Genomic DNA, 26,604 nt, shown 5'->3' on the forward strand with positions numbered 1-26,604 from the left:
TCGTAATTGTTCAAACCAAATGCAATGCGATCGCTGTTAGTATAGTAAAAACATCCTTTAAGTTAATTTTGGGAATGTTGGACTTTTTGAAATAATTAGGATATACCCAAGAGTAAAGACGCTAAAATTTACAGATGTTGACAACGGGTTAGATTGATGAGTTCGTCACTCGAAAAAATTTTAAGCGAGATTGAGCAACTGACTCCACAAGAGCAATTGACGGTAATGGGGCATTTGGTAGAGCGCATAAAAAAGCATATTAACCAAGCCCAACCAAAACGCAAGTGGAGCGATTTGAAGGGTGTGGCTCCCTATCCGCTATTGGGTGAGGATGCTCAGAAATGGGTTTCGCGGACTCGACAAGAAGGAGATGAGCATCGAGAACGGTTGTTGCGAGGAGAGGAATGAAGATTAGTGATGCATTAGCTAATGTTTCTCGCTTGTTTCTCGATACAGCACCCGTAATTTATTTTGTAGAACGCAATCCGCAGTTTGTAGATTTAGTCGATCCAATTTTTGAGCGATTGTCAACTGACATTACAGTAGTAGCATCTGGGATAACGTTATCAGAGTGCTTGGTAGGTGCTATACGTCTGGGGTTAGCTGACTTAGAGCAAGCTTTTGTCGATGTGTTGCAACAAGAACAAGTGGTTTTTGTGGAGATTAATGCTGCTATTGCGCAAGAAGCTGCGAGAATTCGGGTACGTTATAACCTTCAGTTACCCGATGCGTTGCAGGTGGCGGCGGCAATAATTGCTGGTTGTGAGGCGTTTTTGACCAATGATGCAGCTTTGAAGCGGGTAACGGAATTGAGGGTTTTGGTGGTGTGTGAGTTGGAAAGCGAAAACCCGTAATATACGCGCTTGATGATCGCTTACAATGCTGTTGAAGTGGTTATCCCTCTTCTAAGCTCAAAGATAAATCCTATGATTTCGTCTTTTAGGTAAACCTAGCTTTTTGTCAATGCTCTAAACAAAATTTCCAGCCTAAAATTCTGGTTGTTGATAACCGAGGTAAATTGCTTCTAAAAAAACATCAGGTGTAACAGCTTCTGGCAATTTTTCTAAATGAATAATAGCTTTCACTTGCTCGGCTAGCTTTAGAGATAGTGAGGCTCTTGCCTTTAACGACATTGCAGCACGTCGCTGTAAATACTCGCGAATCACAGCAAAATCATCTGGCATCAATTGCGAGAAATCAGCAATTTCGATTAACTGTTCATGAAGTCCTTTTGCCTGTTCTGAAATTGTCAATCTTGCAGATGCAGTCGGTGTTTGGGCTTGAATGACAATTGTGCCAGCAGCCAAATCACCTAAGCGCTTTTCACGGCTACCCAACATAATTAAAAAAGCGCCAATAAACAAAGTTTCATCAAAGGGTCGCAGTAAAGCACGTAGCGTTGCTTGTTGTAACCCGATGAGTCTACCATCATCTCGAACTACGCGAATTTTAGCAAAGCGTTTACCAGGAGTTTCTCCAAACCATAAGGTTTCAAAAAATACAAAATAGCCGATGTAAATTGCAAAGGCGATAATGAAGAAAATTGCTAATAACCAAATATCTAAACTTGGTAAATTTGTAAAAAAGTATTCAACAAAATTTAACAGCTGTGTCGAGAAGACACTCCAAGTAAGGACAAACAGAAGCAAAGTTACACCCAACACTGTATAGTCAATCAGGAGTGCCAAAGCTCGATTACCGATTCCCGCTAGAGTGAATTCCAACTCTACACTTTCTGGAGTCTGGAATGTGATGCGATTAAAAAAGCGCATATTTTAACTAATTCAAAATTAATAGAGTTGGATTAAGCTATTGAGTTAACGAAAATCTTGCGAGGGAGGTTCTCGTAATTGTAAACCTAGACCTTCACGCCGACTACGCAAGTCCAAATATAAAACAGCTTTTAGTGCTTGCCAGAATGGCATGACTAAAACTCCACCGATCAAGCTTCCAATCACAGAAATAAGATAGACAATCGAGTAAATAGCAGTACCAGGCTCAAGCCTGATTAGGAATAAGCTAGGTATATAGTTTAATACAAACACCAACGGCATTGTAACGATAAAAGCAACTAAAACAATGCCTTGAATGCGAAATACTGAGGCTTTAGTTAGCTCCCAACTTCTGGCAACACTTTCGCCACCATTGATATTTTCCTCAACTGCTAAGGGCACTTCAGCTACTATCCAACGAGAGTAGAACCAGGTTAGTCCTAATAATATAATGCCTGCCGTTACAATTATTGCCAATGTGGTTATGACTATAATGCCTGAAGTACCTAAAATTCCTCCTAATGCTACTCCAATCAAGCCTGCTAGTACACCGCCGACGATCGCTAGTCCAATATAAATTACCAGTAAAGATATACCTACTTGGAGAGCAACTCTTAAAAATGACCAAAGGCGTGGATCAATATGGCTTCTGGCAGTTTGAACACCTTCAGGCTGGTAAATCAATTCTCCAAAAGCCAAGCGTGAAATTAGTCCAGAAATGGCTGCATATTTTGCCCAACCATACACAGGAACGAGAATCCACAAGTGAGCGATCACAGCTAGATTAAGATAAGTCTTCAAATGAGAACGATACAACCGTACCGCAGCACTGACAACGTTACCGATACTCAGTGGTTGTATCTGACCGGAAGATCCAAAGTTTTCAGACATAATGCTAAATTTCCCTTGAAATTACGGAGATGAATTTGAGGTTATCTTAAGCTAAGTTAAACTCAGTGTTCCCAAAATTCATGAATATTCAACGTTGGATTGCGCGACGAGAACCGAATTGGCAGCGTTTAGATGCCCTATTAAGGCAGATAGAAAAAAAAGGGTTAAAGTCCCTACGGGCAGCAGAAATTAGAGAGTTAGCGAGTTTATATCGTTCAGTAACAGCAGATTTGGCACGTGCCCGCACTCAGCAAATCGGCAATACTTTAATCCAAAGTTTACAATCTTTAACAACTCGTGCCTACACGCAGATTTACCAAGGTTCGCGGCGACAAGAATGGCAGGCAATCCTAGAATTTTATCGTTGGGGATTACCATCTGTAGTCCAGAAAACGTTTGTATCTATTGCTGCGGCTACGGCGCTGTTTTTACTGGGGGCACTAGTGGCTTGGTGGTATTCCTGGCAAAACCCCAGCTTTATGCCTTTGATTGTATCTGAAAGTTTGATTACCAAAGTACGAGATGAGCATAAATTATGGATGGGTTCAATTGTCAGTATTGAACCTCTGGCATCCAGCGGGATCGCGATCAATAATTTGTCGGTGTCTTTTGGGGCTGTCGCCGGTGGCATGACGGCTGGAGCATACACAGCCTATTTGATGGTATTTAATGGTTTATTAATTGGTGCTGTTAGTACTTTAGTTGGTCAAAATAATCTGGCTTATCCTTTTTGGGCCTTTGTGTTTCCACATGGTTCTTTGGAATTACCGGCGATATTTTTTGCTGGAGGTGCGGGATTTTTATTAGCAAGAGCAATTTTGTTTCCTGGTAAATATCGCCGTGGGGATGCACTGAAATTTTATGGTTATCAGGCAGTGCAGCTAGTATTTGGGATTGTACCAATGTTGATTATTGCTGGTGCGATCGAAGGCTTTTTCTCCCCTAATCCTAATGTACCTGATGCAATTAAATATCTGGCAGGAATAGGATTATTTATACTTTTAGTAATGTATTGTAGCCGCAAGCAAAAATAAAATAATTTAGATAGCGACTGATTGCCAATACATTTGCCGCAGCACCCGACTGGATAATCGAAATTCTCTCCCCCGAACAAAGCCATGCAAAAGTTACAAAAAAATCTTACACGCTTTTAATCACGGGACTAAAATGGGTTGGTTAATTGACCCTGATGAGTGATTCATTGCTGTTTATCCTGCGGGACAACAACCTTTACCTTTTGAGGAAATTGAGTCTGTTTTGCCAGTGCCAGAGTTCTGCCAGGGGTTACAGTTGACGGTAGGTAATATTTTTGGGTGGTTAAAGGTGACTCTGTAATAAATATTAATCTTTTCTCCTGAATGGATAATTTTTAGATTGCATGATTTACGAAATTTTAATTATTTAAATTAAACTTAAAACTTTTATTATTATATTTTGACTAACTAATTTAGCCAATCAAAATCCATAAGAAAAAATGCTTTAAATTAAGATTTAAACATACCTTAATTGTTTGCTTATCAATTGTTAAATAAGCTTTAACCATAAAAAATGTAGCCTATTCTAAGACTGGAATAATAGCAGTAAAATATTCCTTAAATCAGAGGCAATATGATTTTTTCGACCGCCATATTGAATCGTGTCGTTGCTACTTCAATGGTGACAAGTTCTGTTGCACTTAGTCCATTTTTTGGTGCGATCGCACAAGCTGAAACTCTCAATGGTGCAGGAGCAACTTTCCCAGCTCCGCTTTACGAACGCTATGCTCGTGAAGTGAAGAAGAAATATCCAGACTTGAAAATTAACTACCAAGCAATTGGTAGTGGTGGCGGTATTCGTCAAGTCATCGCCGGAACCGTTGACTTTGGTGGTAGTGATGCTGCAATGAAAGATGATGAAATCGCTAAAGTCAAGAATGGTGCAATCTTAGTACCTACAGCAGGCGGTGCTGTTTCTGTTGTTTACAATCTTCCAGGCGTTAACAATCTCAAATTATCCCGCGCTACACTACCAGCAATTTATTCAGGTCAAATTACCAAATGGAATGACGCGAAAATTAAAGCTGATAATCCAAGTACTAATCTACCAAATCAAACAATTAAATTTGCTGTTCGTGCCGATGGTAGCGGTACAACTTTCATTTTTACGAATCACTTGAGTGCCATCAGCGGTTATTTTAAAGGCAGAGTTGGAACTAACACTGCTCCAAAATGGAATCTGCCAAATGTCCTCAAAGGCAAAGGGAATCCAGGCGTAGCTGCTATAGTAGCTCGGACTCCTGGTTCTATAGGTTATGTTGAATACAGCTACGCTGTCAAAAACAATCTGAAATCAGCACTCGTACAAAATAAGAACGGAGAATTTGTTGCTCCTTCTTTAGAATCTGCAAATGCAGCTTTATCAACTGTCACTTTCCCAGACAACTACCGCGTTTTTATCGGAGATCCAGCACAAGGTTATCCCATTGTCGGTCTTACTTGGATGATGGTTTACAAACAGTATGCTAATGCTGCGAAAGCTGATGCAATTAAGAAATGGATTAATTGGGTATTGAAAGACGGTCAACAGTACAACGATGACCTTAACTACACCAAAATTCCATCTGATGTAGCAAATCGAGTGCTTCAGACAGTAAATAGCTCTGTCAAGCCTTAATTTGCAATTTTTAGAAATTACGCACAAGAGATCCCTCAATTTCCTTAAAAAGGGAAGGGTGCTTTGAATATAGCAATCCTAAATGAGATTGTGAAAATTTTTGTTATGGTCGTCTTTGGTCATTTGTCCTAAGTAAATTGCAAATAACAAAGGACAAATGACTAATGACTAATGACAGCCAACTCCAAAAATATTTCACAAATGATTTAGGACTGCTATATATCCCCCTTTTAAGAGGTTTAGGGGGATTATTTTACTACTTTCTTTCCCTAATAGACTGAGTTAAGAAGTCGCTCTACTAGTAAGAAAAAATCTATTTTATTGATTTGTAATGGCAAATTTATCAGATGATTCAAATCTAGGCGATGAAAATTTCAATCTAAGTGCTACCAGCGGCACAAATTTCTGGTTTGACCAAGGTTTTACACGGCTAGTATACTTTTTTGCTGTGATTACTGTTGCAGTACTATTTTTGATGAGTTGGGTAATTTTACACGAAGCTCTACCAGCCATCAAGCAGTTTGGAATGGGGTTTTTATGGGGACAAGATTGGGATACAGGTAATCAGATTTTTGGTGCATTACCCTATATTTATGGAACTTTGGTAAGTAGTGCGATCGCTATTTTATTTGCTGTCCCAATGGGAATGGCAGTAGCCTTAGTCACGAGTGAAAATTTTTTACCTACATCACTGCGAACCACTCTAGCATTTGTTGTTGAATTAATTGCTGCAATTCCCAGTGTAATTATTGGTTTGTGGGCGATTTTTGTCTTTATTCCAGTTCTAGAACCTCTCCAAAAGTGGCTAGCCAGCACTTTTAAATGGATACCACTATTTAATACAGAAGATCCTTCTGGGACTAATATGTTGACTGCTGGAGTTATTCTCGCGATCATGATTTTGCCCACAATGGCAGCAATTAGTCGTGATGTCTTAATGGCTATCCCTAAAGAATTACGTAGTGCATCTATGGCTTTGGGTGCAACCCGTTGGGAAACAATTTTTCGAGTCTTGCTACCATCTGGATTTTCTGGAATAGTAAGTGCAGCAATGCTTGCTTTAGGACGTGCTTTGGGTGAAACAATGGCTGTCACGATGGTGATTGGTAACTCTGCTCAAATCAGCGCTTCTTTACTTGATCCAGCTTATACAATTCCCTCTGTATTAGCTAATGAATTTGCCGAAGCTGAACCGGGTTTGCATATAGGTGCTTTAAGCTATTTAGCATTAATTTTATTTGGGTTGACTCTAACTGTAAATATTGGTGCTGTAATCTTGGTGAAGTGGGTTGGCAGGAAAAATAAATAACACTGCCTAACTTTGAACTTACTACAAATACCTCAGTTGAACAAGATGTTTATCAATCAAAATTTGTAAAAATTATGAGTGGTTATATTCAGTCAGAAACAGATGAATCATTAGCGGCAGAATTATGCAGTCCTCTGCCAACAGGACGAGTAATATTTACATACGGAATGAATGCGATCGCCTTTAGTTTGACAGGTCTAATACTCATTCCTTTATTATCAATTTTGTGGGAAATTTTCATCCGGGGAATATCTGGACTCAAATCAGAAATGTTTGTCAAAGCAGTTATTGATAATGGCTTTGGCAATGCCATCCTGGGAACCATAATTATGGTGGTTATTGGTGCTATTTTAAGCATTCCCACAGGGATTATGACAGGAATTTTCTTAGCAGAATTTAGCCAAACTAATCCAGTTGCTAGTATTGTTCGTTTTGTCACTAGTATTCTTACAGGCGTGCCTTCAATTGTTGTAGGCGTATTTGCTTATGGTGTAATAGTTCTGGTAACTAAAGGATTTAGTGCGATCGCAGGTGGTTTTGCTTTAGCCGTGATTATGCTACCTGTGATTATCCTGACAACAGAAGAATCCTTAAAACTTATTCCTATATCTCAACGCCTCGCCTCCGCTGCTTTAGGCGGAACTCGCTTCCAAACAACTTTTCGCATCATTGTGACTGCTGCAATCCCCGGAATTACTACAGGCATTTTACTAGCTGTAGCTCGTGCTGCTGGGGAAACAGCACCTTTAATTTTTACTGCCTTATTTAGTCTAGATTGGCCAGAAGGATTGTTAAGTCCAACAGCTTCCTTGCCAGTATTGATTTTTAACCTCTACAATGACCCCGACCCACAAAAAAGCCAATTAGTATGGACTACTTCTATAGTTTTACTCAGCTTAATTTTATGTGTCAGTATTCTCTCTCGCTTAGTTATTAGACAGAGAAGAATTAAGTAAAAATAAATTTTTGTTTTATTTCGTACCTTGGGAAAGCATGAGTAACCTAATTCCAGCTATTAAAGTTAAAAACATCAGCTTTTACTATGGGACAATAAAAGCTATTGAAAAGGTATCAATAGATATTTATCAGAACCAAGTAACCGCAATTATTGGCCCTAGTGGTTGTGGTAAATCTACCTTCATCAAAATTCTTAATCGCATTAGCGAATTAGAAGGGCCTGTCAAAGTTGAAGGAGATGTAGAATTTTTTGGTCAGAATATTTACGATCCTCGTGTCAACATCAATCGGTTACGCCGCCAAATTGGTATGGTGTTCCAAAAACCAAATCCTTTTGGGATCAGCATTTACGAAAATGTTGCCTACGGTATGAGAATAGCAGGCAGATATTCAAAATTAGAATTAGATGAAATTGTCGAATCTGCACTTCACAGCGCTGCTCTTTGGGATGAAGTTAAAGATAAGCTGGATAAATCAGCTTTAGGGCTTTCTGGTGGTCAACAACAAAGATTATGTATAGCCCGTGCTTTAGCAGTCAAGCCGAAAGTTCTACTGATGGATGAGCCTTGCTCGGCTCTTGACCCCATTGCCACCATGAAAGTTGAGGAACTGCTCCATAGTTTGCAGTCTGAGTTGACGATTGCGATCGTTACCCACAATATGCAGCAAGCCGCTCACGTCTCTGATTTTACGGCTTTTTTTAGCACCGATGAAAGTCGGATTGGTCAAATGGTTGAATTTGGCGCTACAGAGCAAATCTTTAACAACCCACTAGACCCTCGCACCCGCGACTACATTTCAGGACGTTTCGGTTAAGGTGTCTTCAAACGTGACTTATCGATTTTTGTCGATCTAGCTTGCACTAGAAGATACTCATAAAATCTAGTTTAAAAAAGTTACTAATTTATCTTTATAAAAAACTAACTCCTCACTATCCATGAGGATATATGATATTGATGTTTTTCTTTATACATATATATTTTAAATCGAAATAGACCTAATCCTTTTTCATAAGCAAGGGTGCTATGTAAAAGGATGTTTTAAAAGTCATGATTGATGTATCAAATATTTTTTTACCCCACCCTAACCCTCCCCGATATATTGGGGAGCCACTGCGTTGGGCGGGCAACGCCCGACTTGTTCGCGCAGCGTCTCCCCTTCTCCCAAAGGGAGAGGCTAGCGCCAAGGGAGAAGCATGTGGCGTGAGGGAACCGGATTTTCTTGTTTCCCCCCAATATATCGGGGGGATTAAGGGGGGTAATAATTCGATTAAAATCACAACATACCACTTTTCAAACAACCTCTAAGTGAAGGTGCAAAAGATGAGTATAAAAAGTCTGTAAAAGAGAAATTTTGGAACACAGTCTTGATACAAATAGCTAATAACACTTTATTTGCTGTATAACTACGTAATTTCCATGAATATATCCTTTTGGGAGTAACATAGTGAAACAGCATTGCTGATTTGTACTGTTTTAGTTTGTCAAGTTTTGTTTCATACGTTTTGGGAATATGAGTAAACTAATTCCAGCCATTAGAGTCAAAAACTTCAGCTTCTATTATGAAACTAAAAAGATAGTTGAAGGCGTGTCAATGGATATTTATCAAAACCAAGTCACGGCAATTATTGGTTCTAGTGGTTGTGGGAAGTCTACTTTTCTTAAATCGTTAAATCGCATGAGTGAATTAGAAGGAGATGTGAGGGTTGAAGGAAGAGTAGAATTTTTTGGGCAGAGTATTTATGAGCGTCGTGTCAACATCAATCGTTTACGTCGCCAAGTTAGTATGGTTTTTCCCAAACCAAATCTTTTTCCCATGAGCGTTTACGATAATGTTGCTTATGGGGTGAAATTAGTTGGATGGCATCCGAAAGTAGAATTAGATGGAATTGTTGAATCTGCCATCAAAGCTGCCGAACTTTGGGATGAAGTGAAAAATAAGCTGCACAAATCTGCTTTAGAGCTTTCTGGCGGTCAACAGCAAAGATTATGTATTGCCCGTGCTTTAGCGGTCAAGCCGAATGTTCTTTTGATGGATGAGCCTTGTTCAGGTCTCGATCCTATGGGTAGTATGAAAATCGAAAATTTGATCCATAACTTGCGTTCTGAGTTGACAATTGTAATGGTTACTCACAATATGCAGCAAGTTACTCGCCTATCTGATTTTACAGCTTTCTTTTATAGGAATGAAAATCGTACTACTCAAATGGTTGAATTTGGTACTACAAATAAAATCTTTACTAATCCTGTGGATTCTCGCACCCGCGACTATGTTTTTGCTCGCATCATTTGAAGTGTTTCTTAAATTATAGCCATTCAGATGGTTACTATATGGTGCAATTGGAAATGAGGGGTTAAATCGAATTTCCGCTTGCTTTAAGTTTTTCTGGTGTCGGGCAATGCGATCTAATATTGACAGTATTTTTTTATACTATATATTTAAAGAGAAGTATTTGCTTTAGACCACCTGAATCATAAAATGAAATGTCCCCGGTGCGAATCTACTTCATATCGTAAAAATGGTCGTCGGAATGACAAGCAGAATTACCTCTGCAAAAATTGTGGTAAGCAATTCCTCGAGCCTGCATTCCCTGCTTCCCTAGAAACTGACTTGCTTGCTAACAGCAACGGATATACTAAAGTATCTACATCTGAAGCGACGGAACTTTCTTTAGTAAAAAACCTGTCAGAAGAAAAAATCACGGAGAAAAGTCTTGGCTCTTTTAGTTTGACATTAGCTGAACAACTGCTGCAAATTATATTATCGCCTGCTTGGTTAGAATCTGCTGCATTCAGCCAATTTATCCAAAAATTTCAACAAAAAACTGAAATAAAACATCAATTAGAAACAGGAATATCTCTTCTACTTTTGGATGCAGAGAACTTAAAATTAGATGTTAATTCAGAATTATTTTTAGCTAGTGTCTGCAAGTATCCTCTCCAATTTAAAATGGCATTTGCTAACTGGAGAAATCCAAGTATTGGAAAGCAAGATATTGAACTATATAATCGTGGCTATCAACTTGTCCACGTACCAGAGGGTAAGGATAGTGCTGATGCAAAAATGATCGCTTTTGGTGCTTGTGTTTCACGCTCTTATCCAACAGTTAAAGAAATATTAGTCTGTTCTAACGATGGAATTTTAATTCACCTCTGTAACGAACTCCAAAACCAAGGATTAATTGTCTATTGGGTACGTAGACAAGGGCAAACTTTACATATAGAGAACCGGAATACTGGCAAATTAACTCATTATTCTTTGGCAATGGCAACAGAAGTTCCATCCTTGGAAAAAGTGGTTGAGCAAATTCAAGACTTAATTAAAAACGAACAAGATTCTATTAATACTCGATTACACAGTTTAGCAACTATTGCAAATTTATTTCAAGAAAGATCCAATATCAATAATAAATCTAATCCTAAGCAAACAGAAATTGAAGAAATTATCACTATTAGAGATGATTCACCTGCACAATCTATTCAAGAACAAGAAAAAGAAGATTCTGCGGAAATTCCTAATGAAAAAATATTAAATAAATTACTATTAAAAATTATTCAAGATATACAAACAAAGTCTCCCCAAACTAAATTATCTGTGTCTAAACTAGGTTCAGAGTTACGGAAAATAACCGGAGAGTCTCCTAATTCGATTATTAAAAAATTAAAATTAGGTTCTAATTTTACCAAATATTTAGAATCATCTCCCACATTTACATTAAAAATGAGTGGCAAGGAATATGAGGTAATTCCGCTACTCTCCGAATAGATACTTTTTGGATGTTTACGTACAACCTGAGCTTGTAATTCTGTATTATCTAAAAAGATGTAAATAAATGTAAATAATACAATGCAGGATAAAGTTGTTGTTATTGTCGGTGCTACTGGTGGTATTGGTTCAGCTCTAACACAAAAACTTGCGCCTACCGAAGTCCAGTTGGTACTGGCTGCCAGAGATGCTGTTCGTTTAACAAAACTGGCAGATGATTTACCAAGGCAAGTTTTGAGCGTTCCCACTGATATTACTGACCCCCAACAGGTAGATACTTTGATCAAAAAGACCATCGCTGAGTTTGGTCAAATCGATATTTTAGTGAATGCAGCTGGTGCTGGTATACTCAAGCCCTACAACAGCCTAGAACCCGCTGATTTAGACAAGATGTTAGATGTCAACTTAAAAGGTAGCTTTTACACTACTCAGGCGGCTGCTGAAGAGATGCAAAAGCGCAAGTCTGGTCACATCTGTAATGTGGTAGGAATTCTGGGCAAGCATTCGATGGGGATGGCCACAGCTTATTCGGCTTCTAAGTTTGGTGTTGTCGGTTTTAGCAAGTGCATGGCAGAGGAACTCAAGCGTTTTGGTATCAAGTTCACGCTATTCTACTTTGGTGGGGTAGATTCTCCTTTCTGGGATAACGTCAACCTAAAAGTAGACCGAAAAAAAATGCTTAGTCCTGAAACTGCTGCCAATGCGATTTTCTTTGCCCTTTCTGCCGAACCACAAGCTGTGCCAATGGAAATTAACATTCAACCTGATAGTCATTTGTTCTTTTAGAGTGGGAGTAAGTTTACATAATTATTGCTTAGGAAAGACGAGAAAATCTAGCAAAAAAGGCAAAATTTACAGATATATAAACTGTTATGCTTGATTTTCAATATCTATGAAAATTGATCACGTTCATTTCTATGTAGAAGACGCCAAAATGTGGCGGGATTGGTTTGTACGCCATCTTGGTTTTCAAGCAGTAACCGATCGCATTAGTTCATTTCACACTTGTACAGAAGTGGTGAAAAGTGGTGATGTCTGCTTTTTTTTATCTTCACCACTGTTGCCTACAAGTCCAGTAGCTGAATTTCTGCGGCAATATCCACCTGGTGTGGCAGATGTCGCTTTTGTTGTCGAAGATGTCGAAGGCGCGATCGCCCTAGCTCAAAAATACGGTGCTACAATCCTACAACCCATCCAGGAACGCCAAGAGGGTAAGGCATTCATCAAATGTGGCAAAATTGCCGCCTGGGGTGGATTGACTCATACATTGATAGAAAGGTCATTAGTCAGTGGTCATTTGTCATTGGTTTTTGACAAAGGACAAATGACTAATGACAAAAGACAAATGACAAATGACAACACTTTTACCGCCATAGATCACGTAGTTCTGAACGTGGCAGTTGGTGAATTGGATCGTGCTGTGGCTTGGTACGAAAAAATCCTAGATTTTCAACCCCAGCAAGCATTTAAAATTAAAACCAATCGCTCTGCTTTACACAGCCAGGTGATGGTTTCGCGCAATGGTAGCGTTCAATTGCCCATTAATGAGCCAGCTACCAAGAATTCTCAAATTCAGGAGTTTCTTGATGTCAATCGGGGGCCAGGAATTCAACATATTGCCTTGCGGACGACTAATCTTGTGAGTGCGATCGCCAAATTTCGTGCCAGTGGTTTATCTTTACTCTCAGTTCCTCAAACCTACTACTCGCAGCTAAAACAGCGTCCAGGAATCACGCTATCACCTCTAGAACTAGAAGCGATCGCTCAACAGGAAATTCTGGTGGACTGGCAAGAAGATACTCCCGCAGAAGGAGGAAATGCCGCACCCTTATTACTACAAATTTTCACCCAGCCAATATTTGAACAGCCGACATTTTTCTTTGAGTTTATTGAACGCCGTTTCCAAGCTCAAGGTTTTGGCGAAGGTAACTTTCGCGCCTTATTTGAAGCCATTGAAAGCGAACAAATCAAACGCGGTACTTTGCAATGATGCCTGAGTACAAAATATCAATTGAAATTCAGCCAGACTCCAGAGAAGTTGATTTTATAGACAAGCAACTTCAGCAATTCAATATAGGCAAGATTGGAGATTACCAATATACGCCACTGTTTCTATTGCTGCGTGATTCAGAAGAAAATGTAGTGGGCGGCTTAGAAGGTTTTATCGGCTTGGGATGGCTTCATATCGCTACTCTCTGGATTGCACAGGAGTTAAGAGGTGATGGATATGGAAAAACGCTACTTTTGGCAGCAGAGCAAGAAGCTGCTAATCGTGGCTGCTTAAACGTATATGTTTTTACTTACAGCTTCCAAGCTCCTGAATTTTATCAGCACTTGGGGTATGAAGTTTTTGGAGAGTTAGGGGATTTTCCTCCAGGTCATCGTCGATACTTTCTTAAAAAGAATTTACAAAAAACCCTCAGCTAAACTTAATAGTCTCTAAAAATACTCATACATCTGAGATAATTTTAATAAAAATTAACATTTTCCGCCGATGCTAAGACTGATTACTGACTTCGACGGTCCAATTATTGATGTTTCCGAACGCTACTACCGCGTTTATCAATTCTGCTTAGATAAAACCCGTCGCCCCGATCAAGTAGTGCAAGAACTTCCGAAAGCAGAATTTTGGCAGTTCAAGCGATCGCGTGTTCCTGAAAAACAAATCGCCTTAAATTCCGGGTTAGACGAAGCTCAAGCCCAAGAATTCGCCCAGTTGCGACGGCAAACTGTGCATACAGAACCTTACTTTCACTATGACACTCTCGCGCCTGGTGCTGTGGATGCACTGTTAAAAATTCAACAAGCTGGAATTGATTTGGCAGTGATGACGATGCGCCGATTTCGAGAACTAGATTATGCCTTCCAAAAACACGATTTAGGGAGATTTTTCCCAGAAAATCGTTGTTATTGTTTGACTAACGACTACGTTAAAACTCGCGATATTGAAGATAAGCCCTTGTTGATGGCTAGGGCATTAAAAGAACTGCCCCCGTCTGCTGATACCTGGATGGTGGGGGATACGGAAGCCGATATTACCGCAGCTAAAAATTATGGGATTAAGGTGATGGCTGTGGAATCTGGAATTCGCGATCGCACCCAACTAGAACTTTACCACCCCGACTTAATCGTTAAGGATTTTAGCGCTGCTGTAGATATAGTTTTAAAAGCTAAACACCTTGTTTAAAAAGGCTCTGTAGCTGCAACAGATTCAATTAATCAGCATTCGGGTTGCAAATCAAAATAGGAGTCAGAATAAGTATTCTGACTCCTGACTTTTTTATCTCAGAAGAACATACATAAACCATGTCTTCTTTATAGAAACCTGCTTACGGCAGTGGTTTAACGTAGAAAACTACTAACTAACCACAATAATATAAACGTCACTACAGTAGAGAATTGATTCGTTTCCAGACTAATAAATGATATTTGTGGTAAGAGCCAGCTAGCAACTAGTCCCCCAACGATTAGGCCAATTATTAAACTGACCAGGGTGAACAGAACTGCTCGGCCAAATTTGCCTTCCTTGCGATTAAGAAAGTAAATACTAGTGCCTACGCCAACCACCAATGCTAACTGCAAAACCTGATCGCCTCCCTCTGGATAGAACAGGCTAATAGAACTCAAACCAAGAAACCAAGCTCCTGGTAAGAGTATATCCGCAGGCGTTGGCTGATCCAGCATCCGTTGCAGCCATGCGGGTGACTGCTCGCGAGGGGTTGGACTTTCTTTCGGAGGCGATTGCACTCGCAACTCTGGAAACCGTATCCGCTCAGGGACTTTGATTTTACCTTCCTGGCGCATCCGTAAGCGATCCATTAAAATCGCATCGTAAGCTGCCTCAATCACTTCCAAATGCTTTGCATCGCCATTATGTTGCTCGAATAGGCGATTACGAGCATCCTGAATTTCATCGAAGCTAGCCTCTTCTGATACCCCAAGTTTTTCGTAGGGATTTTGATCGCTCATGGGAGTTTGTTACTTCAGCCTCAATCAGCGGCAGTCTTTTATCGAATAAAAAACAGCTTTAGGTTTTATTTTGATCGAAACTAAAGTCTCGACCTATTTATATGCCCTACCAGGATAGTAGCACGGGTTAGTTTGATCGACTTTGTAATTTCAACTATAGTCACTTTAACATATTGCTATAACTCCGTGTATACCCTCATGTCGTTGTCTAATTCTGGCTTTAATCTAGAATTTGAACGGAGAGTACCTAAAATTCATGGTTTTTATGAAAAAATCAACTTTACTGTTTCAAATTTGGCAACTTACTGTGCCCTAAAAGATTTTTTTTTAATTATACTGAATAATCGCTTGTGGTATATATCCACATATCGATTTAAAATTGAAACGTTTTAAGTTACCACCTAACTGGGATCAAGAAGGTGTCTTGTTATCAAGAACGGTTGCAGTTAAAGTCAGAGCGCTTATATACTGTTGGCTAATAGAAGTTTCGCCTTCTGATTGCCCACAATCCTGATTAAAGTATTTATTTTTGAACGATCGGGATTCTTATACCGTAGCCATGTAGATTCTTAGTTAGTCCCAAAGTGGCAACTGCGTTTTTACGCAACTCTCTTGTTAATCTTACGAATTTTTGTGCAAAGTAATGGTCATGGCTCCTGCCAAGATTCTTGTTGTTGACGACGACCCTGCGGTTCGGAATTTAATCCAACGCTTTTTGATTAAACAGAACTATCAGGTGGAGGCTGCCGAAGATGGAAAGACAGCCTTAACTCTATTTGAGCAATTTAACCCTGATTTGGTGATTCTAGATGTGAATTTACCAGATGTCACAGGGTTTAACCTCTGCCAAGAGATGCAAAGTCGTAATGGTGTTTTTGTTTTGATGTTGACTAGCCGTGCTGACGAAGCTGATAAAATTCGCGGCTTTGCTAAAGGTGCTGACGACTATCTCACCAAACCTTTTGGGCTAGGAGAGCTAGAAGTCCGAGTTGGAGCTATTTTGAGGCGTCAGCGAGTGATAACTACGACCGAGCAGAAACGTTTGGTATTTGAAAAACTTATGATCGATCCAGTGCGACGGGAGGTAGCACTTAATAACCAAGCAGTACCTTTAACTGCTCTGGAATTTGACTTGTTGCATTTTTTAGCTAGTCATCCAGGTCGAGTTTGGCGGCGGGCAGAACTAATCCAAGAGGTGTGGGACTATGAATATGTCGGCGACCAGCGGGTTGTAGATGTTCATATCGGCCAAATTCGCAAGAAGATTGAAATTGATGCTAGTCAGCCAGCATTAATTCAAACTGTACGTGGCGTAGGTTATAAGTTTGAATCTGCTGCTCACCCTCAGCAGTTGGAAGGCAAGTCCTGAGTTTATAGTCTAGAGTTTTTTAACTCTTGACTGTTAACTCTTGGGGTAGTAGTTGGTGAATTCTCTTGGCTTTAGTAACAGACAAATTTAGACAATCAAAATAAGTAGATATTCCTCAAATACAGACCAAACAGTTATTTGAGATATTTATTTATCCATTTAAGACAGTGGACAGGGGAGAGAGTCCACTGGAAAATATTTCTTTGTATCTGACCGTTTTGGTAGATATAACGGTACTTAACTTGGAGTTCGTAGGGGTGCTTAGCTATAGCTGTGCATTGGTTTTAACTTAAGGTGAAAAGGGAGCAACGCTAAAAATACCGCTTATAATAGTTGGTTGTTTGTAAAAATAATAACTAAGTAAAAATCCGGAGCATTTTTTATGGGAATCGGAAATATTTTTTCAGGGATTTCTGATTTTAAAGGACTAATCAGTAGCCAATGGGAGCATCGCCTACTGATTCAACTCCAAATGTCGTACCATCCGCAAGATAAGCTAATCGTCATTCATTGTCACTGAGGGCTAGAGTCAACTAACAGCTTTCATCCCCGACTTAAAAGAGGTTCAATCTTCAAAAATTTTTGGGTTTTGAAGATTGAACTTCGGAGTTTTCACCCTGCATTCTTATAACAAGTACTAAGGATCAGCTAATATATTCAAGTCTTGCCTCAATTGTCAATATTGCGCTATTGCCAACTAGTTTTAGCAACACGAGAAACTATTGGAACCTTTTTAAGGATCAGAATCTACTGATCTTTTTTGTTGTAATATTACCCCGATATGCCCCAATACGGTTCGTTAAGAATATTTGTAGGTTGGGTTGAACTTTAGTGTTACCCAACAAACCCCGCAAAATGTTGGGTTTCGTTCCTCAAACGCCACTTGCTTCTCCCAAGGGGAGACGCTACGCGAACAAGTCGGAAACCGCAAGGGCGCAGTGGCTCCCCAACCTACACATTTTTATTTTTTGGGCTTAACCGAACCATATTGCGATATGCCCGATCGCTATTAGCTTAAAATCCCGTTAATGGGGCACGGTATGCCTTGCCCCATTAATAAATAGGGGAATAACGCCCTTCATACCAGTACCTATGGGGTGTCTAGTAAATTAGCTGTTGCTGGTGAGTCGGTACAGGGCATTTCTACTGTGGAGTGGTGAAACAAAGTTTCCAGATAGACTCGCGCAGCACGGCGATCGCTATCTCCATTTTGGAGTAAAAACAATGATAGCGCCGCCGTCAATACTCTGTTTTCATCCCAATCGGGATGGGTTTCTAAGTAGTTTTTTAAGGATTCGTGGAGTGTTTCAGGAATTTCTGTAAAGATACTAACCGTTGATTTCATGAGATTTTCCTCCTATGAGGATAATCAAGAGGGACAAGTTGCTTGCGGTAAACCGGTTTAGGGCTTCACACGCTCTTTCGCTATCCCGACAATCTGCATTCACATCTGGTGGTAATATATTTTACACATTTGATGCCAGCCGATTAAACGGATTATAAAAGCAAGCCGCATCATTGTGCGCCAAGAGGGGGTGGGTTTGTCAATGCTGCGAAATGTTAAAAACGATTGTATAAAAAATAAATGCGAACGAAAGAATCGGGATTTAAGCCTATTTTTTGTTACTTTACTTCATAAAAACTCAGTCCTTAAACTTCTTTGCTACTTGTAATCAACAATCCCCAGTAAGACAGCAAGAAGCCTATTAGCTCGTATAGCACCTGTGGAAAACTGCTAAAATCCCTGTGGAAACCCTGTGGAATGAGTGAGGAAAATAGTAGCCAATGATAAGAATTACAAAAATGTCATCAAACTATGACATTTAAACTCATGAAATTAGCTTCTCAATCTCAGTTATCATCGTGGTTGCCCTCGATACATCCCCAGGTCTGGATTTTCGCAATTGGTAGATTTCTCTCGGAAGTTGGTACCGGCTTTACCCTGTTTTATGCGCCCATCTTTTTTGTTAATCAACTTGGTTTATCTGCAACCAGTGTTGGGGTAGCCTTGGGTAGCGCCTCGATTTCCGGCATTGTAGGGCGGATTGCGGGTGGTTCTTTGGCTGATTCTGAATATTGGGGACGCCGCCGCACTTTGTTGCTAGCCACGGCGATTTCAGCAATTGCTTCTCTAGTTTTAGCTACAACCAATAATTTCACTTCTTTGGTAATCGGTAGCTTGATTAGCGGTTTAGGGATAGGTTTCTATTGGCCGGCGGCTGAAGCTGTGGTTGCTGACGCTAGCCAAATTGACAATCGCCGGGAAACTTTTGCGATCGCCCGACTAGCTGATAATCTTGGGTTAGCGATCGGAATTGTCCTAGCAGGGTTTTTGATCGCGATAATTGGGAGTTATCGATGGCTATTTGTGATTGATGCCATCTCTTTTATGGTATTTTTTGGAGTTGTCTATGTAGGGATTAGTGAAACTGAACAACAGCAGATAGGAGTATCTGAAAAGGTAGAACTTTTTACTGCTTGGATGGCAGTATTAAGAGATGGGCGTTTCCTGGTCTACATAGCAGTTAATATATTCTTTACAATCTATATTTCTCAAATCCACAGCACCCTGCCGCTTTACTTCAAAAATTTTGTCCTTGTCGAAAGTACTGTCAAGGGATTTACCGAAACTACGATTAGCGGACTATTTGCTTGGCATCTGGTGTTCGCAATTATTTGTCAGTTGCCTGTCACCAGCATCTTAAAACGCTGTTCTCACACACTCGCACTTACTGTTTCTGCGATTTTCTGGGCAATTGGTTTTGGACTGATTTGGGTAAGCGGGACAGCCCCATCTGATCATCTGCTTTGGGTAACATTGGCATTGGGAGTATTTGCTGTGGCAATTGTTTCTTATACCCCATCTGCTGCCTCTTTAGTGACTGAGTTAGCCCCAGAAAATCAACGCGGCGTTTATTTTTCCATCAACGCTTTGTGCTGGGCTGTTGGCTCTTTTATTGGTCATCCTTTGGGTGGATGGGCATTAGATCAACCACAAATTATTACCAATACTTACTGGCTAGGCTTCATCTTCAGTGTAGCGATCGCTGTAGCAATTTTACAGTACCTCAATCGAATTTTGGCTGATTAACCACCAAAATGGTATTATGCTCATGTTTAGCGATTTTTTAGGGAGTTAAATCACAGTGGTACGTTGATACAACAAATAGGCAAATTATTATAAGTTGCTGCGATCGGGCTAAAAGTCCGATAAGTTTTGATTTTTTGTTTGTTGTGATTGCGTCAGAATTTACTGTGAATATTCCTTCCTCGTATCTCGAAAAAATTCATGCTGTCTATCCTAATATCTCTATTGAGCATCTTGACTTTAATCAAGATGGAATGGTTAACGATATAGTAATTGTTAATCATGAGCTTGTATGTCGCTTTGCCAAAGATGACTGGGGAAAACAGGTACTTTCCCATGAAGCTAAGGTGTTGGAAGTGGTGCAAAATTATGTCGATCTGCGAGTTCCGCACTTTGAACACCTGGAAGAAGGCTTTGCTAGCTATAGATTTATTAAAGGTGAACCGCTATCTCGTAACACCTTGCTGAAGTTGAGTGAAGCATCACAAGCGCGTGTCATCTCGCAACTAGCCAGATTTCATCAACAATTACACAGCATTCCAAATGAAGTTTTAGTTAATGCTGGGGTGTCTTGTTCTGGTGCAGAGCGTTCCCTTGAAGATTGGTTGCAGTTGTATGAGCAAGTTCAGGAAACTCTCTTTCCTCACCTGTGGCGTCATCAGCAAACTTGGATACACGAACTTTTTGCGCCCGTAATTACAAGTGAACTTGACCTCAGCTACACACCCGTACTGATCGACGGCGACAAGCCAGTGTATCACATTCTGTTTGACCCGATCTCCGAGAGCATCAGCGGTCTGATTGATTTTGGTACAGCTGGTTTGGGAGATGCAGCTTGTGATATTGCAGTGCAACTTGGTAATTACGGAGAAAGTATTGTGCGGCGTATGGAAAGCGACTATTCTATGTTACCGAATGTCATCGACCGGGCGCGTTTCTGGGTGGGCACACTTGAACTTCAGTGGGCTTTGGCTGGAGTAAAGTTTAACCATATCTCATTGTCGTTGGCACATATTGGTTTAGCCAGAGAGGTTCAACCTATGGGTACACGGTTAAGTTAACCTTTGCCTAGATTCTTTATTGACGACGTTCTTGCAGCTTGCGATATACAGATTTTAAATCAACTTGATGGTGAGCTAAGGCAACCAAAGTATGATATAGCAAATCAGCCACTTCACCTGCGATCGCATCTGCTTCATCATCCTTAAAAGCCATTACCACCTCAGCAGTTTCCTCACCAATCTTTTTCAAAATTTTGTTATCGCCACCTGCAAATAGTTTACAAGTGTAAGAACTTTCAGTAGGATTGTCGCGGCGATCGCATATTATTTGAAACAATTGCGACAATGTATCTCCTGGAGGTGCAACAATTTTTCCTTCTATTTGGTGAAAACAACTGCGCTCTCCAGTATGGCAGGCAACATCTCTTAATTGTTCTACCCCAATGAGCAGCGCATCACTATCACAGTCATAACGGATACTTTGCACTTTTTGGATATGCCCAGAAGTCGCCCCCTTGTGCCACAATTCTTGCCGGGAACGGCTCCAAAACCAAGTTTCTTCAGTTTCTAAAGTCTTTTGTAACGACTCCTGATTCATCCACGCCATCATCAGGACAGTACCATCTAGATAGTCTTGGACAATTGCAGGCACCAGACCCCGTTCATCGTAGCGAATTTTCTCAACCGGGATGGTGTAATGCAGCGAGCGCGAATCGTTAGAAGACATACCAGCTAGTTTGCTCTCATGAGAATAATTTATGGATTCACGATACCATTCAGAATAGGCTAGCTGGTATATTTTTTGGAATTAAATATCTAAAGTCAAGTCTTCATTGGACTTGCATAACATAATGTTATTTTTTTGGTTCAGCTAATTTTATACGATAGAAATTCTAAGCAGTGTTTGACCCTATCCTAAGATAGAGCGTTTTATTGCCCACTGTTAGGAGAGAACTTTGGTAAATACCACAATTAAAACAACAAAATCACAAGAAGTCTTCGCCGCTGCTCAAAATCTCATGCCCGGAGGAGTCAGTTCTCCAGTTCGTGCCTTTAAATCTGTAGGCGGACAACCCATCGTTTTTGATCGTGTTAAAGGCGCGTATATTTGGGATGTAGATGGCAATAAATACATAGACTATGTAGGCACTTGGGGCCCAGCTATTTGCGGTCATGCTCATCCAGAAGTAATTGCAGCGTTGCATGAAGCTTTAGAAAAAGGCACCAGTTTCGGCGCTCCCTCAGTTCTAGAAAATGTTTTGGCAGAAATGGTGATTGATGCCGTTCCTAGCATCGAAATGGTCAGATTTGTCAACTCTGGAACTGAAGCCTGTATGGGAGTTTTGCGGCTGATGCGGGCTTTCACCAACCGAGACAAAATCATTAAATTTGAAGGTTGCTACCACGGACACGCCGATACGTTTTTAGTCAAGGCGGGTTCTGGTGTTGCTACACTTGGCTTGCCAGACTCACCGGGAGTACCTAAAGCAGCAACTAGCAGCACTCTAACTGCACCTTTCAATGACCTAGAAGCAGTCAAAGCTTTATTTGAAGAAAACCGTGACGAGATTGCTGGTGTGATTCTTGAGCCAGTCGTCGGCAATGCTGGATTTATTGCGCCTGAGGCTGGCTTCCTAGAAGGATTACGGGAACTCACTCAGGAGTATGGAGCGTTATTGGTATTTGATGAAGTGATGACAGGCTTCCGCATTGCTTACGGTGGCGCTCAAGAAAAATTTGGCGTCACTCCCGATTTAACAACCTTGGGTAAGGTGATTGGTGGTGGTTTGCCAGTGGGGGCTTATGGCGGTCGTCGAGATATTATGTCAATGGTTGCGCCTGCTGGCCCCGTATATCAAGCTGGGACTCTTTCTGGTAATCCTTTGGCAATGACTGCTGGGATTAAAACTTTAGAATTGCTGCAAAAGCCAGGTACTTATGAGTCTCTTGAGCAGATTACTAAAAAGCTAGCAGATGGTTTACTGCAAATTGCCAAAGAAACTGGTCATGCAGCTTGCGGCGGTCAAATCAGCGCCATGTTCGGCTTATTCTTTACCTCTGGCCCAGTTCATAACTATGAAGATGCGAAAAAATCTGATACAGCCAAATTTGGACGCTTCCATCGCGGGATGTTAGAGCGTGGTGTTTACTTAGCCCCCTCTCAATTTGAAGCTGGGTTTACGTCTTTTGCTCACACTGAAGAAGACATTGATCAGACTTTAGCAGTTGCACGGGATGTAATGTCGAGCCTGTAACCTGTTTGTTAAGGGATTTCCAAATAAAAAGTATCCTGTTAACTCTTGTGGGGTGGGCATCTTCCCCCACAAAATGGATGATTTATAGGAAGTCCCTTTTTTAAGAGAGAAACAAGCGTGCGGAATTTTCGGACTCACTCTCAAGCATTACTTGCAAAACTTTCAGCAGTTAATGGTGTTCAATCGTCTTGCGCGGTTGGAGATCAAAGAAATTTTTTAACAGCTTTGCTCTTTACTGTCATTACTCAAGGAAGGTCACATCTTCGTCATAATTTCGCAATGGCTTCGTCAATAGAATATGCAATATTTAGCCTACATTAAGATTCATAGTTAATGAGGCAGGATTATTAACAATTCAAAATTCACGCATTCAAAATTCAAACATTTTAGACATTTCAAACGTTCGCGTAGCGTCTCGTAGAGAAGAGAAGTGCCTTGCGCGGGTTCCCCGCGTTGTGGCAACTTTGGGGGATTTAAACCCAGACTGAAACTGCTGCTACATATAGATGTAGGGGTCTTAAACCCTTGAGCTTATGATAAATTTTAGGGGGTTAAGTCCCTCACAACTAAGAAGTGGCAAGTTTTGTGGCTCTGGTCTCGATATCCGTTGCAAAACTTAACTTAATTACAAATTATTTTACTTGCCTTTTACAGTTCTCGAAATTCCCTTCATACCCCATAGGTTACAAAAATTAATATGTATGAAGGTGAGAACCTTCATGGTGAGGGTTTTGCTTATAGATACAGCAGTTTGCAACAAGCGTGAGGTACAAAACCGAGGACTCAAAAATTAAATTATTCTTCTGCCTCCAGCATAGCTGCCTCAAAACCAGTGACTTTGTCTTTATCCAAACGAAAACTGCTGTATTAGATTATCCATCGGGTAAGGTATTTTTTCAGAGTCAGGGTTGGAGCTAACTTTAAAAAATATACCAATCATAACTGTAGCTTGGATAGTAAGGCTTACAGAGTAGAAAGAGCTGCCATAGGTATTGTGAAAAAAAGATGGTTCGACCTTGAAGGAGCTATGAAGTGGACGACAATAAGTCATTTTTTGGTCTGCAAAAAATATTAGTTACGTTGCTTGTCTTGAGTGGCAGTGTGAGTGTCAGCACGATGATGCTTATTAAGTCAAGCTCCTCTAATGCTCAAAGTACAGAGAATATAAATGTAAACAATCTACCAAGCAAAGTTGGAATTCAGCAGCAGATTGAAGAACTAAAAGCGACGATGCTTAGAAGTTGGCAGCAACAAGCACAAACAAAAGGTTTTTCATATACTGTGCCACTACGTTTTCAAGGGGCAATAGTTGATGCGGCAAAATTGACTCCCGAACAGAAAGTAATTGCGCTCACCTTTGATGATGGGCCATGGCCTGAGAGTACCAAGCAAGTACTGGATATTCTCAAAAAAAATCAGATTAAAGGGACATTTTTTCTCATTGGGCAAAACGTGAAGAATTATCCAGGCTTAGTGAAGCAGGAGATTGCTGAGGGTCACGTAATTGGTAATCACACTTGGCATCATTGGTATCAATTCTTGAATCCACAAGCAGCTGCCTATGAAATTGACCACACAGCAGACTTGATTTATCAAGTGACAGGGATTAAAACAAATTTATTTCGACCACCAGGGGGACTCATGCACAATGGGGTGGCTAGTTACGCTAGAAATAGCAAATATGCCATCATTCGCTGGTCATCTGACTCTGTAGACTACTCACGTCCTGCTGTACCAAAATTAATTAATAATGTGTTTAGGAGGGCCAAGCCAGGTGGAATTGTGCTAATGCATGATGGTGGTGGTAATCGCTCTAAAACTGTGCAAGCTTTACCAGAAATTATTGCCAACTTTCGGAAACAGGGCTATAAGTTTGTTACTATTCCTGAACTTTTAGAAATGCAAGATAAAGACCAAAAGCTGATTGCAAACAAAAAAACCGTCCAAAATTAACATCTGAACGGAATTTTAACGTATGGCTGTCATTAGTCATTTGTCCTTTGTTATTTGCAATTTACTTAGCGCAAAGCCTGAGCGGAGGTTTCCGACGCTCGATGACTCGCTCTCCGTGGCGCTATCCGTTGGCGCAGCCCGCCGTAGGCATCAGAACTTTGTAAGAGAGGACAAATGACCAAGGACGACTAGAACAAAAATTTTCACAATCTCATTTAGGATTGCTATAGTTATGTTGCCAGTTGTTGCTGATACCGTACAACTACAAGTCAGGAGGTAAAATCACCTGATCGATTGCGTGGATTACGCCGTTACTACCTGTGATATCTGCCTGTGTGACTTTAGCATCATTAACGGTAACACCAGTAGCAGGATCAACTTTTACGTTGATTGTTCCGCCTTCAAGGCTTTTAACTTCGCCAGACTTCAAATCAGTGGACAATACCTTACCAGCCACCACATGGTAAGTTAAAATCTTCAGCAATACTTCTTTGTTGTCTGGTTTTAACAATTCTTGCAAAGCATCTGGTGGCAACTTAGCAAAAGCTGCATCTGTGGGTGCAAAAATAGTTAAGTTATCTTTGCCTTGTAAAGCTCCGGTCAATCCTGCTGCTTTCAAAGCCTTAGTTAAGGTGGTAAAGGAAGCGTTTGATTCTGCCAAGGCTAACAAGTTTTTGCCTTGATTGTCGCTTGCCCCTGGTCCTGGTGGAGTTGTAGTCGGTGGTGTGGTAGGTTGAGTTTGTGGTGGGATAGTACGTGGGGTGCGGGGTGTAGGTTCACTAGAGGGTGTAGGTTCGCTAGGGGGTGTAGGTTCACTAGAGGGTGTAGGTTCACTAGGTGTCACACTACCACCACCACGGTTATAGGGAGGCTCGTTGAAAATACTTGGTTTGGGATTTAGCGTTCCACCACTATTCTGTGCTATCGGTTTGCGTTTGGTATTGCCCTTTTCTATTTGAGAAATGGCTTCAGCAGGTGTGTATTGAGCGTTTGCTTGAAGGCGTTGACCCTGGTTATAGGGGGCTTCGTTGAAAATACTGGGGTTAGGATTTAGTGCCTCTTTCGCGTCAGATGGTAAAGTAATGAGGGCGCTGAAACTACTCAATCCTGCTATGCCTGCCAACGTGGTCAGCAATTTGCTGTAATTTGTCTTCATAAATTTTGTTTTTCTTTTTGTTCACAGATTACATAAAGATTTATAACATTTTGCTATGCACAAAATCTAACTCAAGAGGGAAGTAAGATTTTTCTCTAGAACAGTTTGTGCTAGTGAGGTAAAATGTTTAACCTCCACTCAAGCTGATAAGTATGAAATATATCTACCATATATTTAATGTAAATTGAGTAAATTTTCTCCATCACACCAAAATGAGTTAAAAAGCCCCACTCGGTGTCACATAAATTCTAAGAAAGCGTGAAAATCTCATATTTACAAGTTATGAGTTAGAATCAGCTTCAAAGAAAGATTATACTTAAAAGACAATTTCTATACAAATTTGTACGTAAATTAATAATTGATTCATAAATCCTAAATTACATAGGGAAGAAGGTTATATAGCGTTTTCCGACCTGGTGAGATACGTTTTCAAAGCTACTAACCTTGGTAAAAAAGATTTGGAAAGA

Annotated in this window: 24 protein-coding genes and 1 pseudogene; 19 read left to right on the forward strand and 6 right to left on the reverse strand. The window is 40.4% G+C overall.

Annotated elements, in window-relative coordinates; genetic code table 11:
* The first annotated feature begins 156 nt into the window (after positions 1–156).
* Positions 157–408 (forward strand): hypothetical protein, encoded by a 252-nt coding sequence (locus HWQ58_RS00905; protein WP_292856673.1) that lies wholly within the window; start codon positions 157–159, stop codon positions 406–408.
* Positions 405–854, forward strand: a complete 450-nt coding sequence (locus tag HWQ58_RS00910; protein WP_292856675.1) for a type II toxin-antitoxin system VapC family toxin — start codon at positions 405–407, stop codon at positions 852–854. Before HWQ58_RS00905 ends, HWQ58_RS00910 begins: the two co-directional genes overlap by 4 nt.
* A gap of 132 nt (positions 855–986) precedes the next feature.
* On the opposite strand, the gene HWQ58_RS00915 is transcribed toward HWQ58_RS00910, so the two are convergent.
* Together HWQ58_RS00915 and HWQ58_RS00920 are read right to left on the reverse strand one after the other, a co-directional pair.
* Positions 987–1,772 (reverse strand): RDD family protein, encoded by a 786-nt coding sequence (locus tag HWQ58_RS00915; RefSeq protein WP_292856677.1) that lies wholly within the window; start codon positions 1,770–1,772, stop codon positions 987–989.
* Between the two features lie 45 nt (positions 1,773–1,817).
* Positions 1,818–2,663 (reverse strand): hypothetical protein, encoded by an 846-nt coding sequence (locus HWQ58_RS00920; RefSeq protein ID WP_292856679.1) that lies wholly within the window; start codon positions 2,661–2,663, stop codon positions 1,818–1,820.
* 80 nt (positions 2,664–2,743) lie between these two features.
* Between HWQ58_RS00920 and HWQ58_RS00925 the strand changes: the two genes are divergently transcribed.
* The 11 genes from HWQ58_RS00925 to HWQ58_RS00975 all read left to right on the forward strand — a co-directional run bounded on the left by HWQ58_RS00925 (position 2,744) and on the right by HWQ58_RS00975 (position 14,533).
* Complete coding sequence (locus tag HWQ58_RS00925) at positions 2,744–3,697, forward strand: stage II sporulation protein M (protein ID WP_292856681.1); 954 nt, start codon at positions 2,744–2,746, stop codon at positions 3,695–3,697.
* Between the two features lie 574 nt (positions 3,698–4,271).
* Positions 4,272–5,315, forward strand: coding sequence for a phosphate ABC transporter substrate-binding protein PstS (gene pstS, locus HWQ58_RS00930; protein WP_292856683.1), 1,044 nt, complete (start codon positions 4,272–4,274; stop codon positions 5,313–5,315).
* 331 nt (positions 5,316–5,646) lie between these two features.
* Entirely contained in the window at positions 5,647–6,624 is a 978-nt protein-coding gene (pstC, locus tag HWQ58_RS00935; RefSeq protein ID WP_292856685.1) for a phosphate ABC transporter permease subunit PstC, read from the forward strand.
* Between the two features lie 74 nt (positions 6,625–6,698).
* Positions 6,699–7,580 carry a phosphate ABC transporter permease PstA gene (gene pstA / locus HWQ58_RS00940; RefSeq protein WP_292856687.1) on the forward strand — a complete coding sequence of 294 codons (882 nt, stop codon included), beginning with the start codon at positions 6,699–6,701 and terminating at the stop codon, positions 7,578–7,580.
* A gap of 37 nt (positions 7,581–7,617) precedes the next feature.
* Positions 7,618–8,397 (forward strand): phosphate ABC transporter ATP-binding protein PstB, encoded by a 780-nt coding sequence (gene pstB, locus HWQ58_RS00945; RefSeq protein ID WP_292856688.1) that lies wholly within the window; start codon positions 7,618–7,620, stop codon positions 8,395–8,397.
* Between the two features lie 696 nt (positions 8,398–9,093).
* Entirely contained in the window at positions 9,094–9,873 is a 780-nt protein-coding gene (gene pstB, locus HWQ58_RS00950; RefSeq protein WP_292856689.1) for a phosphate ABC transporter ATP-binding protein PstB, read from the forward strand.
* Between the two features lie 318 nt (positions 9,874–10,191).
* The gene (locus HWQ58_RS00955; RefSeq protein ID WP_292856690.1) at positions 10,192–11,346 is read left to right on the forward strand and encodes an NYN domain-containing protein; all 1,155 of its coding nucleotides are present in this window, start codon (positions 10,192–10,194) and stop codon (positions 11,344–11,346) included.
* Positions 11,347–11,427: 81 nt separating this feature from the next.
* Positions 11,428–12,132, forward strand: coding sequence for an SDR family oxidoreductase (locus HWQ58_RS00960; RefSeq protein WP_292856691.1), 705 nt, complete (start codon positions 11,428–11,430; stop codon positions 12,130–12,132).
* Between the two features lie 106 nt (positions 12,133–12,238).
* Entirely contained in the window at positions 12,239–13,336 is a 1,098-nt protein-coding gene (gene hppD / locus HWQ58_RS00965) for a 4-hydroxyphenylpyruvate dioxygenase (RefSeq protein ID WP_292856692.1), read from the forward strand.
* A complete protein-coding gene (locus HWQ58_RS00970) occupies positions 13,333–13,773 on the forward strand; it encodes a GNAT family N-acetyltransferase (protein WP_292856693.1) in 441 nt (146 codons plus the stop codon). The genes hppD and HWQ58_RS00970 overlap by 4 nt, the downstream gene beginning before the upstream one ends.
* Before the next feature lie 67 nt (positions 13,774–13,840).
* A complete protein-coding gene (locus HWQ58_RS00975; RefSeq protein ID WP_292856695.1) occupies positions 13,841–14,533 on the forward strand; it encodes an HAD family hydrolase in 693 nt (230 codons plus the stop codon).
* Positions 14,534–14,688: 155 nt separating this feature from the next.
* Here HWQ58_RS00975 and HWQ58_RS00980 read toward each other — a convergent pair whose 3' ends face one another.
* On the reverse strand, positions 14,689–15,315 hold the full coding sequence (locus HWQ58_RS00980; RefSeq protein WP_292780627.1) for a CPP1-like family protein: 627 nt from the start codon (positions 15,313–15,315) through the stop codon (positions 14,689–14,691).
* Between the two features lie 649 nt (positions 15,316–15,964).
* On the opposite strand from HWQ58_RS00980, the gene HWQ58_RS00985 reads away from it, so the two are divergent.
* Both HWQ58_RS00985 and HWQ58_RS00990 read left to right on the forward strand, forming a co-directional pair.
* Positions 15,965–16,684 carry a response regulator transcription factor gene (locus HWQ58_RS00985; RefSeq protein WP_292856697.1) on the forward strand — a complete coding sequence of 240 codons (720 nt, stop codon included), beginning with the start codon at positions 15,965–15,967 and terminating at the stop codon, positions 16,682–16,684.
* An 821-nt stretch (positions 16,685–17,505) separates the two neighbouring features.
* A complete protein-coding gene (locus tag HWQ58_RS00990; protein WP_292856699.1) occupies positions 17,506–17,697 on the forward strand; it encodes a hypothetical protein in 192 nt (63 codons plus the stop codon).
* A gap of 140 nt (positions 17,698–17,837) precedes the next feature.
* Here the strand turns inward: HWQ58_RS00990 and HWQ58_RS00995 are convergent.
* Positions 17,838–18,029: pseudogene (locus tag HWQ58_RS00995) on the reverse strand (DUF2811 domain-containing protein); the annotation flags it as partial.
* Between the two features lie 486 nt (positions 18,030–18,515).
* On the opposite strand from HWQ58_RS00995, the gene HWQ58_RS01000 reads away from it, so the two are divergent.
* Entirely contained in the window at positions 18,516–19,775 is a 1,260-nt protein-coding gene (locus HWQ58_RS01000) for an MFS transporter (RefSeq protein WP_292856701.1), read from the forward strand.
* 143 nt (positions 19,776–19,918) lie between these two features.
* Positions 19,919–20,833 carry a phosphotransferase gene (locus tag HWQ58_RS01005; RefSeq protein WP_292856703.1) on the forward strand — a complete coding sequence of 305 codons (915 nt, stop codon included), beginning with the start codon at positions 19,919–19,921 and terminating at the stop codon, positions 20,831–20,833.
* A gap of 16 nt (positions 20,834–20,849) precedes the next feature.
* Here HWQ58_RS01005 and hisIE read toward each other — a convergent pair whose 3' ends face one another.
* Positions 20,850–21,500, reverse strand: a complete 651-nt coding sequence (gene hisIE, locus HWQ58_RS01010; RefSeq protein ID WP_292856705.1) for a bifunctional phosphoribosyl-AMP cyclohydrolase/phosphoribosyl-ATP diphosphatase HisIE — start codon at positions 21,498–21,500, stop codon at positions 20,850–20,852.
* Positions 21,501–21,729: 229 nt separating this feature from the next.
* Here hisIE and hemL point away from each other — a divergent pair, with 229 nt between their 5' ends.
* Together hemL and HWQ58_RS01020 are read left to right on the forward strand one after the other, a co-directional pair.
* Positions 21,730–23,028, forward strand: a complete 1,299-nt coding sequence (gene hemL / locus HWQ58_RS01015; protein WP_292856707.1) for a glutamate-1-semialdehyde 2,1-aminomutase — start codon at positions 21,730–21,732, stop codon at positions 23,026–23,028.
* Positions 23,029–24,060: 1,032 nt separating this feature from the next.
* Positions 24,061–24,981: a polysaccharide deacetylase family protein gene (locus tag HWQ58_RS01020; protein ID WP_292856709.1), complete on the forward strand. Its 921-nt coding sequence runs from the start codon at positions 24,061–24,063 to the stop codon at positions 24,979–24,981.
* Between the two features lie 262 nt (positions 24,982–25,243).
* Here the strand turns inward: HWQ58_RS01020 and HWQ58_RS01025 are convergent, their stop codons facing one another.
* Positions 25,244–26,137 carry a fasciclin domain-containing protein gene (locus HWQ58_RS01025; RefSeq protein WP_292856711.1) on the reverse strand — a complete coding sequence of 298 codons (894 nt, stop codon included), beginning with the start codon at positions 26,135–26,137 and terminating at the stop codon, positions 25,244–25,246.
* Between the last annotated feature and the right edge of the window lie 467 nt (positions 26,138–26,604).

Origin of the sequence: Nostoc sp. LPT, from assembly GCF_017115165.1 — a bacterium.
GTDB lineage: Bacteria > Cyanobacteriota > Cyanobacteriia > Cyanobacteriales > Nostocaceae > Nostoc.

Bases quoted from the DNA above. Each gene is read 5' to 3' on its own strand.
- HWQ58_RS00905 (WP_292856673.1), top strand. From the start codon at position 157: ATGAGTTCGTCACTCGAAAAAATTTTAAGCGAGATTGAGCAACTGACT.
- HWQ58_RS00910 (WP_292856675.1), top strand. From the start codon at position 405: ATGAAGATTAGTGATGCATTAGCTAATGTTTCTCGCTTGTTTCTCGAT.
- HWQ58_RS00915 (WP_292856677.1), bottom strand. From the start codon at position 1,772: ATGCGCTTTTTTAATCGCATCACATTCCAGACTCCAGAAAGTGTAGAG.
- HWQ58_RS00920 (WP_292856679.1), bottom strand. From the start codon at position 2,663: ATGTCTGAAAACTTTGGATCTTCCGGTCAGATACAACCACTGAGTATC.
- HWQ58_RS00925 (WP_292856681.1), top strand. From the start codon at position 2,744: ATGAATATTCAACGTTGGATTGCGCGACGAGAACCGAATTGGCAGCGT.
- pstS (WP_292856683.1), top strand. From the start codon at position 4,272: ATGATTTTTTCGACCGCCATATTGAATCGTGTCGTTGCTACTTCAATG.
- pstC (WP_292856685.1), top strand. From the start codon at position 5,647: ATGGCAAATTTATCAGATGATTCAAATCTAGGCGATGAAAATTTCAAT.
- pstA (WP_292856687.1), top strand. From the start codon at position 6,699: ATGAGTGGTTATATTCAGTCAGAAACAGATGAATCATTAGCGGCAGAA.
- pstB (WP_292856688.1), top strand. From the start codon at position 7,618: ATGAGTAACCTAATTCCAGCTATTAAAGTTAAAAACATCAGCTTTTAC.
- pstB (WP_292856689.1), top strand. From the start codon at position 9,094: ATGAGTAAACTAATTCCAGCCATTAGAGTCAAAAACTTCAGCTTCTAT.
- HWQ58_RS00960 (WP_292856691.1), top strand. From the start codon at position 11,428: ATGCAGGATAAAGTTGTTGTTATTGTCGGTGCTACTGGTGGTATTGGT.
- hppD (WP_292856692.1), top strand. From the start codon at position 12,239: ATGAAAATTGATCACGTTCATTTCTATGTAGAAGACGCCAAAATGTGG.
- HWQ58_RS00970 (WP_292856693.1), top strand. From the start codon at position 13,333: ATGATGCCTGAGTACAAAATATCAATTGAAATTCAGCCAGACTCCAGA.
- HWQ58_RS00975 (WP_292856695.1), top strand. From the start codon at position 13,841: ATGCTAAGACTGATTACTGACTTCGACGGTCCAATTATTGATGTTTCC.
- HWQ58_RS00980 (WP_292780627.1), bottom strand. From the start codon at position 15,315: ATGAGCGATCAAAATCCCTACGAAAAACTTGGGGTATCAGAAGAGGCT.
- HWQ58_RS00985 (WP_292856697.1), top strand. From the start codon at position 15,965: ATGGCTCCTGCCAAGATTCTTGTTGTTGACGACGACCCTGCGGTTCGG.
- HWQ58_RS01000 (WP_292856701.1), top strand. From the start codon at position 18,516: ATGAAATTAGCTTCTCAATCTCAGTTATCATCGTGGTTGCCCTCGATA.
- hisIE (WP_292856705.1), bottom strand. From the start codon at position 21,500: ATGTCTTCTAACGATTCGCGCTCGCTGCATTACACCATCCCGGTTGAG.
- HWQ58_RS01025 (WP_292856711.1), bottom strand. From the start codon at position 26,137: ATGAAGACAAATTACAGCAAATTGCTGACCACGTTGGCAGGCATAGCA.